Annotated in this window: 10 protein-coding genes and 1 pseudogene; 7 read left to right on the forward strand and 4 right to left on the reverse strand. The window is 46.9% G+C overall.

Features of this window, described 5'->3' with window-relative positions:
* Positions 1-5 precede the first annotated feature (5 nt).
* The 3 genes from IZU26_RS08635 to IZU26_RS08645 form a co-directional block, all read right to left on the reverse strand.
* The gene (locus IZU26_RS08635) at positions 6-1,367 is read right to left on the reverse strand and encodes a D-serine ammonia-lyase (RefSeq protein WP_433278333.1); all 1,362 of its coding nucleotides are present in this window, start codon (positions 1,365-1,367) and stop codon (positions 6-8) included.
* A gap of 97 nt (positions 1,368-1,464) precedes the next feature.
* Positions 1,465-2,838 (reverse strand): GntP family permease, encoded by a 1,374-nt coding sequence (locus IZU26_RS08640; RefSeq protein ID WP_433278335.1) that lies wholly within the window; start codon positions 2,836-2,838, stop codon positions 1,465-1,467.
* Between the two features lie 27 nt (positions 2,839-2,865).
* Positions 2,866-4,458 carry an N-acyl-D-amino-acid deacylase family protein gene (locus IZU26_RS08645; protein ID WP_433278337.1) on the reverse strand — a complete coding sequence of 531 codons (1,593 nt, stop codon included), beginning with the start codon at positions 4,456-4,458 and terminating at the stop codon, positions 2,866-2,868.
* Positions 4,459-4,690: 232 nt separating this feature from the next.
* Here IZU26_RS08645 and IZU26_RS08650 point away from each other — a divergent pair, with 232 nt between their 5' ends.
* From IZU26_RS08650 to IZU26_RS08680, 7 genes are all read left to right on the forward strand, one after another.
* The gene (locus tag IZU26_RS08650) at positions 4,691-5,245 is read left to right on the forward strand and encodes a helix-turn-helix domain-containing protein (RefSeq protein ID WP_433278339.1); all 555 of its coding nucleotides are present in this window, start codon (positions 4,691-4,693) and stop codon (positions 5,243-5,245) included.
* Between the two features lie 105 nt (positions 5,246-5,350).
* Positions 5,351-5,791 (forward strand): flagellar export chaperone FliS, encoded by a 441-nt coding sequence (gene fliS / locus IZU26_RS08655; protein WP_310824595.1) that lies wholly within the window; start codon positions 5,351-5,353, stop codon positions 5,789-5,791.
* Between the two features lie 14 nt (positions 5,792-5,805).
* Positions 5,806-6,285 (forward strand): flagellar biosynthesis protein FlgN, encoded by a 480-nt coding sequence (locus IZU26_RS08660; RefSeq protein ID WP_433278341.1) that lies wholly within the window; start codon positions 5,806-5,808, stop codon positions 6,283-6,285.
* 6 nt (positions 6,286-6,291) lie between these two features.
* Complete coding sequence (locus tag IZU26_RS08665; protein ID WP_433278343.1) at positions 6,292-6,810, forward strand: dihydrofolate reductase; 519 nt, start codon at positions 6,292-6,294, stop codon at positions 6,808-6,810.
* 101 nt (positions 6,811-6,911) lie between these two features.
* A complete protein-coding gene (locus IZU26_RS08670) occupies positions 6,912-8,159 on the forward strand; it encodes a response regulator (protein WP_433278345.1) in 1,248 nt (415 codons plus the stop codon).
* A complete protein-coding gene (locus IZU26_RS08675; protein ID WP_433278346.1) occupies positions 8,146-10,134 on the forward strand; it encodes a response regulator in 1,989 nt (662 codons plus the stop codon). Before IZU26_RS08670 ends, IZU26_RS08675 begins: the two co-directional genes overlap by 14 nt.
* A gap of 16 nt (positions 10,135-10,150) precedes the next feature.
* On the forward strand, positions 10,151-10,984 hold the full coding sequence (locus IZU26_RS08680) for a histidinol-phosphatase (RefSeq protein WP_433278348.1): 834 nt from the start codon (positions 10,151-10,153) through the stop codon (positions 10,982-10,984).
* Between the two features lie 67 nt (positions 10,985-11,051).
* Here the strand turns inward: IZU26_RS08680 and IZU26_RS08685 are convergent.
* Positions 11,052-11,854: pseudogene (locus IZU26_RS08685) on the reverse strand (Rpn family recombination-promoting nuclease/putative transposase).
* Positions 11,855-12,091 lie beyond the last annotated feature (237 nt).

Consider the following 12,091-nt stretch of genomic DNA (forward strand, 5'->3'; position numbering starts at 1 on the left):
CTGTTTTAGGAATTTTGTCCTTGTTTATAATAAGACGCCATTTCATTTTTCGGAACCATACTGCCGCCCGTTGCCCAAACCATATGCGTACCTTGGATCATTAACGCGCGCAAATTTTCTTTCTCGACATAGCTGCGAAATTGCGGAGATTTTTCCGTCAATACGGGACCGTACATACCCGCCAAAGCGCTCGGCTCCAAATATATATCCTCCGTATCGGCAAGAGCCGTAAGCATATGAAACAGACGCTTATCTTCAAGGGAATAACAACCGCTTATAAAAGGAAGCATCAATGCACCGACGAATCCCGAAGCCCTGCCGACAGCCAAACCGTCTGCCGCAGTACGATTGTCCAATCCGAAATCCTGTACGCTGATACGGTTGTTTTCACCCGTCGCCATACCGAGCAGCATACAACAAGAATGCGTCGGCTCGGCAAAAAAACAATGAACGGCATCGCCGAAAACCGTTTTTAAGCCGAAGGCGACTCCTCCCGGTCCCCCGCCCACCCCGCAAGGTAAGTAGACAAACAGCGGATGTTCGGCATCAACCGGTATTTTCCGTTCTTCCAATTGTTTCTTTAAACGCAGTCCCGCTACGGCATATCCCAAAAAGAGTGTTTGAGAATTTTCATCGTCGATAAAACGGCAGCAGGGATCGTGCTGTGCGGCTTTTCGCCCTTCGGCAACCGCAATACCGTAATCCGATTCGTATTCAATAACTTCGACGCCTGCTTTACGGAGCATATTTTTTTTCCATTGTCTGGCATCGGCCGACATATGTACCGCCGCTTTGAAACCGAGTTTTGCGCTCATGATACCGATAGAAAGTCCCAAATTACCGGTCGATCCGACTGCAATAGTGTATTGGGAAAAAAGTTTGCGAAACGCATCGGTATCGAACCGCGTATAATCGTCGCTTTCACGTATAAACCCGTTTTCCAGCGCAATATCCTCCGCAATTTTTAACACTTCGTAAATACCGCCGCGGGCTTTAATCGAACCCGATATGGGCAAATGGCTGTCCAATTTGATGTACAGCTTTCCGGGAATTTTAATATCTTCTTCGCTTTCCAATAACGCTTTCATATTCGGTATTTCCCGTATCGGAGATTCGAGGATACCGTTTGTGCTTTTCGTTTCCGGAAAGGCCGATTTAAAATACGGCGCAAAACGTTCCAATCTCGCTTCGGCCTCTTCAACATCGATTACGGAAAACGGGCATGATGATGCGGCTTTTTCAAAAGGCTCTTTGTGCGGATTACACCAAACCGTTTCTCTGCAGGCGCATATATCTTTTACAATCGGGTATTCCTGCTGCCATTCCCGTATCGTTTTTCCGCAAATTTGTCGATCCGATACACACATACGATTTCCTCTGTATATTTCCGTAGATGTATTAAATTTAATGCCGGGGAACTCAAAGCATACGGCTTTAAATTCCCCTATACCGAATTATTAAAAATTACAGTATTCCCGGTAAGACATGCGCAAATGCATTGAGCAGCAATAGAATTGCAAATCCGGTTAAACTCGCAAAAGTCGTCGGCCATGTTGTAGCCGCGAAGGCTTCTTTTACCGTTATATTGCTGTAACGCGCCGGCAGCCAAAAGGCGGCATCTGTCGGCAAAGTAAGTCCGACCGTTCCCGTACAAATTGCCAAACCTATGATAATCGGGGAATATCCCATTTCGACGGCCGACGGGCCTACAATAGCGACCGCCGTGAGCATTGCCACCGTTGCGGAACCGACGGCAGCGCGGATAATCATAGCGAGCATAAATGCCAACAATAAAACGGGAATATTCATCCGTGAAAGCAGATCGATTAAAGCCGTATCGAGTTTGCTTTTTTGCAATATGGTACCGAAACAATTACCGCAGCCGATGACCATTAAAATATTTCCCATTTTATCCGACACTCTGTCTATATAATTCCAAAGCGAAGCTGCATTGGCGGGAACCAAATATTTACGCAGTACGATGCCCGTGACCAACATAGCGATAAAGAGCGCCACATTGTTGTTTCCGACAAATCCGAAAAAAACGACGAGTGGGAGTTCTGCCGGCAATACTGCCTTAAAAACCGAATTAATAATTATTAAGACAATGGGAAACGCAATCAACGCGAGCGTCAAACCTGCAGAAGGCTTTGTTTTATCGGCTTTGAGCAATTCTTCATTCTTCGACAATATCGCGGCTTCTTGCTTCAGCGCTTCTTTATTTTCGGGTAATGTCCGCCTGTTGAGCATATTCGCATATTGCCATCCGCACAGCAAGCTTGCGGGAAGCGAAACGACAATACCGTAAACGATAAACCACCCTATATTGGCACCCAATTGCCCCGCAACGGCTAAGGGGCCGGGCGTAGGAGCTACGATACAGTGCGTTAAAAGCAATCCCGTAAACAAAGCCGCAACATAAGCGCCCGTATTTTTTTTAGTAAGTTTTTGTAAGCTGTTTACCAAGGGATTAAGCGTTATATATGCCGAACCGAAATATACCGGAATGGATACGATAAAGCCCGCCAAGTTGAGCGCAAGCATATCGTTTTTTTTGCCGAAAGTCCGAAGCAGACCTTTGGCCAATTCTTCCATTCCTCCCGAATCTCCGAGCATCATACCGAATATTCCGCCGAATAAAATCAACAAACCTATCGCGGTCATGATATTTCCGAATCCGCTCGTAATGTAAGAGAGAATATCATGTAAAGGCAGCCCGCACAACAATGCCATTAAAACGGCGCAAGCAAAAAGCGAAACGCCGGGGCTGACTTTAAACGCGATAAGCGATACCAATAAAACCGCCATCGTAATGACAAAAGCAAGCAATACGTTCATACAATTCCTCCGTTTTATCAATTATTATCACGCATTATGACGCAGCATTCGACCGGGCGTAGCACCGGTAAATTGCTTATCTTTATAGACCAGACTGCCGTTCACAAAAACATAATCGATACCTTCGGTGATACTGTTTGAATTGCTGTACGTAGCCGTATCTTGCAAACGGTCATAATCGAAAATAACCAAATCGGCATCATATCCGTCTTTTATAAAACCTTTATTTTTTACGAGTAAATATTCGGCGGTTAATCCGGTCATCTTTCGGACGGCTTCTTCAAGCGACAAAATTCCTTTTTCCTTGACGAAATAGGTGATAACATGCGGAAACGTACCGCTCGCACGAGGGTGGCCTTTTTCTTTCCATGTTCTGGTCAATCCGTCGCTTCCGACAACACAATAAGGATCGCGGATAATCTCGCAAATATCTTCTTCACACATACTGCTGTATACGCCGCCCGTTTCACAATTATTGGCAACGCACAAGTCGAAAAAAACATCCCACGGATCTTGATGCAGCGATTCGGCATACTCGCTGATAAAACGCCCCTCGGCAGCAGGCGTTTTCGGAGACGAATATACATATACGCCGTTCCAACCGCCTGCGTTCAAATAGTAATTATCGTATGCGGTTGCGGGATCTTCCATCTCGGCTTTAAGTTTTTTTCGAAAATCCGTATCTTTCAGTTTGTCCGTCATCGCATGAAAACCGTCTTGGAAATACCACGGCGGCATACACGCATTTAACGTAGTCATATTGCATGTATAGGGATACTGATCGCATATGACGGGAACGCCTTTTTCTCTCGCTTCATGAATAAGTTTCAGCGTTTCTTTTTGCTTTCCCCAGTTCGGTTTTCCCAGCATTTTATGATGGGAGATGTCGACCCGTACTCCCGCTTGCAAACCGACATTGATAGTTTCTTTTACGGCATCGACGATTTTATCGCTTTCGTTACGCATATGGCTTGCATAGATACCGTTAAAAGGCGCAATAACTTTTGCAAGTTCTATGATCTCTTCTTCCGTCGCATAACAACTCGGCGTATAAATCAATCCCGTTGAAAAACCGGCGGCACCCGCTTCCATCGCTTCGCGTAAAATACCTTTCATGGCATCCAATTCATTTTTCTTTGCCGGCCGATTTTCCATACCCATGACGGCTATGCGGAGGCTGCTGTGTCCTATATACATTTTCGCATTTGCCGTAAGCTGCTGTTTGTCGGCATATTTCAGATATTCCGAAAAGGATGTCCAATTTTTCATATCCGGCGGAAAATACGTTGTTCCCATAGATAGCATATTTTGAATAGCCGTCAAATTTTCGGGAGCGATCGGTGTCATAGAAAGACCGCACTGACCGGTTATCTCCGTTGTAACGCCTTGCGTTGTTTTAAATAACCGGGCATCTTCGGAACCTAAAATCAAATCGCCGTGTGAATGCGCATCGATAAAGCCTGGTACAACGTATCTGCCGGCAGCATCGATTACGTCGGCCGCTTTTTCCGTTTCTCTTACGACGGCAATCTTTCCGTCTTTAATCCCGACACATCCGGTAAACGCAGGCCGCCCGCTTCCGTCGATGATTTTTGCATTTTTGATCAATACGTCTAACATATAGAACCTCCTCTTTACAAAATAGCTTGCAAGAAAATTAATATATACTAAACAAATCAATTAAAATACAATTATATTTTACATCCACTATATCCAGCTGTCAAGTTTTATTTAACTTGTTTAAATAAAATTTAACACAAATTGAGATAAACACTATAGGCATAATCGTACGCTTTTATTTTCAAATAAAATATGATATACTTTTATGCAATTTTATCAGGAGAATATTCCGTTGGAAGAATTAAATATAGGTAAAAAGATACAAGAATTGAGACTACAAAAAGGATTTACGATGCGGAAATTGGCTTTAAAAGCGGATATCACCGCATCCATGCTGAGCCAAATAGAAAACGGACAGGTAAATCCTTCGATTAACACTTTGCGAAGTATCGCTGAAGTTCTGGAAACACCTTTATATTGTTTTTTTAGGGAAGAATTTCGTCCCGAACCGCTGGTTACCCCTGCTACAAGAAAGACAATAGGCCGTAAAGATAAACCGGATGTCGTATACGAATTGCTTACCGCAGATACGAAGGGCAATATAGAATTTTGTATGATGATTATCCCTCCGTACACGAGTTCAAATACCGATAGGCAAAGTCATTTGGGAGAAGAAACCGCATTTATGTATTCGGGCGAAAAAGTCGATTTGGACGTAGAGGGTACTTTTTTTGAACTGCATCCCGGCGACAGTATCCGTATTCCGGCACAGGCAAAACATGTATGGCACAATAAAACCGATATGAAAGTACAGGTTATTTTTGCCGTAACACCGCCCTCATTTTAAAGCTGCAAGATACGATTTAAGAATTTATTTCAAATACCGATACTGATATACGGATGACTGTTATCCCGACGGAATATCTTGCCGATGGGTACACGGAGGCTGAACATGGGCTACAATCAGGCGTATAATGCATATAAAAATACGAATATCCGCACGGCGAGCCAGGGGCATCTCGTCGTTTTGCTCTATGAAGGAGCGGTGCGGCAGCTCTCAAGTGCAGCCGATATGTTCGATTCGGCGAACGCCATAAAAGCGCACGATATCGAAAAGTTCAACGATTGTCTGCAAAAAACGCAGGCAATCATCACGGAGCTGCAAGTGTCGCTCGATATGGACAGGGGCGGAGAAATTGCAAAAAATCTCATGTCGCTCTACATATATTTCAACAACGAACTCATGTCGGCCAACATCAACCGCGACAAAAAAAAAGTCGATTTTGTGCTGTCGATGATGACGGAACTTTCCGACGCATGGCGGCAGGCGGCAAGCAGCACGGCAAATGCACCGGCAGCGACGGTCGCAAACTCGCTGAATATAGAAGGCTGAATCGAGGGGTAATCATGCAGAAACTTTCACAAAACGAAATAGACGAACGGGTAGCCGTACTCAAACGATTTAAAACGCTGCTCGTACAGCAGCGCGATAAATTCCGCGAATATCTTTCGGTGCTCGAAAAACAGCAAACGTCGATTGAAGAAGAAAACACCGACGCTCTCATCGCGCATACGGAGCTCGAACAGCAAGTCGTTTCGAATATCGCCGGTCTGCAAAAAGTGATTGTACCGATGTCGGAAATGTATTCGGCGATCAGGAGCTCCGCTCCTGCAAACGAAACCCTCGTGCTCGAATCGATTCAAAAAGACCTCGCACACTTGCAATCGCAAGTCCTCGCCCAAAACGAAAAAAACCGCAGCATGCTTCGCGTCCACATCGCAAATATCAAAACGCAGATGAACCGTATAAAAAATCCCTACCGCGGCAACAGGAGCGTGTACGCGCAAAAGCAAAGCATCGGCAGCTTCGTCGAAGTGCAGGCATAAGAGGGCATGATCGCACTCATCGCGGCCTACGCAAAAAACCGCGCGATCGGAAAAGACGGAAAGCTCCCGTGGAAATTAACAAACGAACTGCATCATTTCCGCGATGTGACCGCAGGCAATATCGTAATCATGGGGCGAAAAACGTTCGAGTCCATAGGTAAGCCGCTTGCAAAGAGAACGACTATCGTCCTTTCGAAAAGCAAACGATTTTCCGAAAAACAGCCTGCGGACGCAAAGCTCTACGGAGCGCGGAATATGCAAGAAGCGCTTTCACTCGCCGAAACGCTTGCGGTAAAAAGCGATCCTCCCGCCGACATTTTTTTCGCAGGCGGCGAAGCGGTTTACGCCGAAGCGCTGCCGCTTTGCAGCGCGCTCTACATAACGGAGATCGACGCATACGTCGACGGCGACGCATTTTTTCCGGAATTCGACGAAGCGCTCTTCGATAAAAAAATTATCAAAAAGATAACCGGCGATACCCTGCCCTACACATACATCCTGTACACGAAAAAACCGCGCGATTGATTTTTCCGCATAAGCGGGTTCAGCGAGTTTGCGCCCGCGATACAGTACCTGCCGAAAAAAAGCTTGTCAATTTATATATTTGCGTATAGAATAATATAATTATGAAGAACGTTCTGCTGATAGATGCATCCCCGCTTTTTAGAGAGTTTTTGAAGGACAAACTTTCTGCAGAAAAAGTTTCGGTTACGGTAACGCAGGGAAAACGCGACGCGTTTATTAAAATGATTTCGATCCTGCCCGATCTCGTTATCTATGAAATACAGGACGATTTTACCGAACTGTTTCGCTTTTTGGAAAAAAAGCACTCGAATCCGAATGCCGTCCGCATTCCGATGATCGTTTCGGGTCCCGTCGCCGACCGTTCAAAGCTTTCGCAGTTTGCACAGTTCGGCGTCACCAAATATTTTACCAAGCCCATAAAATTCGATATCTTTTTCGAATCCGTCGGGCAAATCCTCTCTCTCGCGTTTTCCATGGATACGACGCAATGCGTACTCGATATCCACCGAAACGGCGATATCATTTTCGTAGAAATAGCCGAAGGTTTGAATCGGGAAAAGCTCGCGCTGCTCAAATATAAACTGACGGAGATGATCGACGCGGGGCAGCTGGATGCTCCGAAGATAATCCTGATGATGACAAATCTCGATCTCACGTTCGTCGACGGCGCAAATATCGAATTGCTGCTGGACAACGTGCTTGCCGATCCGAAAGTTTTAACAAAAAACGTTAAAGTGCTCTCGTTCAATTCTTTTATCCGCGATCTGATCGCAGGTCATCCCCAATACGACGGCATCGAAGTCGTAACGGAGCTTTCGCACGTGCTCAATTCGCTCATCGACAGCAGTACCGCTTCGAGCGTTTCCGAATTGGTCGCGGAAAAGCTTTTGACGCCGGCGAGAGAGCAAACGCAGGATTCGATCGACACGCGGTTTTATTCCGACTTGGGCGTCAAACAGGACGACGCCGAAACCGTCGGAAACGTTTTGCGCATCGCACTCGTCGACGACGACAGCGTTATTTTAAAGCTTTTGGAAAGCGCATTTAAATCCGTAAGCGCGACCTGCGATCTGTATTCCAGCGGGGCGGAATTTTTAACGGGTATCAACAAACACCGCTACGATCTCGCCGTCGTGGACATATTGATGCCCGGCATTTCCGGCTTCGATATTTTGGCGCGGCTCGGCAACAGTGCACAGGCCGTTCCTATCATCATCTATTCGCAGACGACGAAACGCGAAGATGTCATACGAGCGCTCAGCCTCGGCGCAAAGCACTATCTCGTCAAACCGCAAAAACCCGAAGTTATCGTACAAAAGGCGATAGAGCTGCTTCATGGAAAAATCTAACATCGATCCCGATCAGCGATTAACGTTTCTTGCAAATACCGTGCACGAAATCCGCACGCCGGTGCAGACGATTATCGGCACGCTCGAACTGCTTTCCGATACGAAGCTCAACAACGAACAACAGGAATACGTGCGCCAGATTCAATTCAGCACAAACGTACTGCTCTCGCTCGTCAACGACATCCTCGATTTTACGAAAATCAAATCACGGCAAATCACGCTCGAATCGATACCGTACGACGTCGTCGCGCTCACCGAACAGGTCGTCGACCTCGTCAGTATGGAAGCGTTCGGCAAGGGCATAGAGCTCGTCGTCGATTCCGACTACGAGCTGCCGCAGCTTGTCATCGGAGATCCGACGCGAATTCAGCAAGTGCTTCTCAATATTATTAAAAATGCCGTCAAGTTTACGCAGTCGGGCTATATTCACGTCGCGCTTACGTGTAAAGATAAAAAAACGCTGCTTTTCGAAACAGCGGATACCGGTATCGGCATTCCGAAAGAAAAGCAAGGGCAGCTCTTTACCGATTATTATCAAGCGGAAACGTCGACGACGCGCAAATACGGCGGGACGGGTTTGGGGCTGGCGATATGCAAGGGGCTCGTTTCGGCGATGAACGGCGAAATAGGCGTACGCACAAATCCCGACGGCGGATCCGTTTTTTGGTTTACCGTCCCTTTCGTCGCGGCGCAAAATCTGCCGGCGCCGAGCACCGTAGCGGCCATCCCTCCGAATACGCGCATCCTCATCGTCGACGACAGTCTCCTCGCGGTAAACAGCATGCGCCGAAAATTCAATTCGTTCGGCTTGTACAATATCTCTTATGCGAAAGATGCGGCTGAAGCGCTGCTGAAAATGAAAAACGCAAACCATCTCGGAAAACCTTTTTCGCTCGTTTTTATCGATATGAGTCTGCCGAAAGTGGACGGCTGGCACCTCGCGTGGGAAATTAAAGAATGCAATTTTAACAATGCAAAACTGTACCTGCTCGTTCCCGAAGGCCAGATGGGCGCCGAAGCGAAGATGAAGCTCATCAACCTCTTCAACGGTTACCTCTACAAACCGGTGAAGCGCCATCTTGTGCAATCGCTGCTCAATGACATATACGACGTACCGACCGATCTCGAAACGCTCGACGCAAAGCAGTCGAAAGCGAACGAAGCGGCGGTTGCCGAAAACGGGACAAGCGTCACGGAAGGCATGACGGTACTCGTCGCCGAAGATCATCCGCTCAACAGAAAACTGATCATAACGTTTTTGACAAAATTGGGCGTACCGGTCATCGAAGCGGAAAACGGAAAACAAGCCGTCGAAGCCGTCGAAAAAAATCGCGCGATCAACATGATATTTATGGATATCCAAATGCCGATCATGGACGGCATCGAAGCGTCAAAAAATATCAGAGCGAGCGGTTATACCGGCATCATCGTCGCATGTACGGCAAACAATGATGAAGACGATTTCGAACTGTATCGAAAAATCGGCATGAACGATATCCTTGTCAAACCGTTTAAGCGGGATGACATAAAAACGCTTATAGAAAAATGGCATGCGGTCATAGAACTGCCTGTCGCGCCGAAAATCACGATGCTCGACAGCATGATAACATCTGCGGATGCCGCATGGAATCAAAAGGATTTTGAAGACACGATCGGAGGCGACAGTATCCTCGGTCGGGAGCTCATCGCCGAATACCGTAAACAGCTTGCCTCCCTTTTGCACGACGCGGAAAAAGCCGTCGCCGAAAAAGACTTCGATGAACTGCGCTGCATCGGCCACAAAATCAAAGGCAGCTCCGCCGCGATTTCCGCAAAGGCACTCGCAAAGCGGGGGGCGCGCATCGAAGCAGACGCAAAAAAACACGACATCGAAAACATACGAAGCGGCTTTGCGGCATTAAAAGACGAATTGGCCGTTTTCGAAGTCGATTCGGATATATGGCAGCGCGAGCACGCAAAAACACGGCGCACATAGTACGGCGAGGAATGTGATGAAAACGAATTACCACATGCACACGACATTTTGCGACGGGAGCGATACGGTCGAAGCGATGGCTCTGGCTGCATTCGAAAAGCGATTCGACATAATCGGCTTTTCAAGCCACAGCATGTACCCCTTTGCGGGCGACTGCCACATAGCGCCGCGCGAATTTAACAATTACGTAAGCACGGTGCGGAACGCGGCAAAAGCATACGAGGGACGCATGCAGATACTGCTCGGCTTCGAAGTCGAATATATGCCCGGCCTTTCAGTTCCGCGCATGAGCGATTATGCCGCTTTTCAGCCGGACTATCTCATCGGCTCGGTGCACTATCTCATAACGGAAAACGGTACTTTTTCCGTCGACGATAAAACAGAAAAAGTCAAAGAGGGACTCGAACGTTTTTTCAAAGGAAATGCAAAAGAAGCGGTGTGTATGTATTTTGCACTGCAGCGCGAAATGCTGCAAAAGGGCGATTTTCTCATCTGGGGACATCCCGACGTTATCAGAAAGCGCAACGGCATCCTGCATTTTTTCGACGAAAGCGAAAGCTGGTACCGCAGCGAACTCGTCGCGACGGCAAACTCGGCAAAGCATGCCGGCATCATCGCCGAAATCAACACGGGCGGCATTGCCCGCGGCGCGATCGACGACGTCTATCCGTCCGCGGATTTTCTTTCGCTGCTCCATGCGTCGGGCATTCCCGTCATGATCAACTCCGACGCGCACCGAGCGGAAGACATCGACTGCGCCTTCGACAGAGCCGAAGCGGCGGCAAAAAAAGCGGGCTATACGGAAGTTTCGTTTTTGGATGCGGGCCTTATAAAGCACAGGAAAATTTAGGCTGAATAAATAATTGGTAATGTGTAATTTGTAATTAAGCAGGCAATTACCAATTATCCATTACCAATTAATTAATCGATTCCACTTCTTCTTTGGAAAGTCCGGTAGCTTGCATTATCTTTTTTACGGAATCGCCGAGATGTTTTAAAATCCGCGCCGTTTCGAGCTTTGCTTGACGGGAACCTTCAGCAAGACCGAGGGATTTACCTTGTTGTATACCCTCTTCCCGTGCGTCCATTTCAAAGCCCGACATAAAGCGGTATTCTTTGCGTGCCTGTTCGTTGTGTTTTACTGCCTGTATCATCGTTTCTATCCTCCCGGTATACTCCGTATTCACCGTTCCGGTTTTAACGTACTCCAAAAAGCCTTTGAGTTCCTTATTCTCGGCTTTCCTAAAAGCTTCCGCATTTATTATAACCTTTTTTGCCCGTCGCGTAAGGGCGTTTGTCCGTCTTCGATACAAATATTTTCAAACGTGTAGATCGGTTTGCCTTTTCCTATCGCGTCAAACAAGCACACGAAAATGATATAGCTGTCGTTTAATGCTTTGTAGTGAGTACCCTTGTCTAAGAATGCGATGTCGATTGCCGCTTGATAATAGCGCATGCGTTTCGGAAGATTGTGTTCATTGCTTACCTGCATTTCGATGTCGTAAGATTTACCGGTTTCGTCTTTTACGAGAATATCAAGGCGCACCGATTTTGCTTCAATGCCGGGCGCGACACTGTTTTGCGGCGACAGGTAGGCAATCTTCCCGATTTCGTTTGCCAAGATCATTTCAAGGAATTGTTTACAAATGTCTTCGTTCTGCATGACTTTGCAGAACATAAAATCGTCAGCAATCGTTAAATCGTCAAAACTTTTTCTCATACGTACCTCCGTACCTAATTATAGGCGCAGACGGTACAAAAACAGGAACAAAAGGGAAAAGTTTTTGCAATTATTTTTCCCCCATAGTTGGCGTATAAAACCGGCAACGAACGAGGTGTCGAACACGAAGCGTTTTGGCATTGGCTCATCCCGCACACAAAAAAACCGCCCCCAAGCCGGAACTTTGTCCGAGTTGAGAGCGGTCAGATTAGTTTAATTCCCGCACAGGAGGGCGCT

Origin of the sequence: Treponema sp. SP13, assembly GCF_050938355.1 — a bacterium.
Classification (GTDB): Bacteria; Spirochaetota; Spirochaetia; order Treponematales; family Treponemataceae; genus Treponema_D; species Treponema_D socranskii.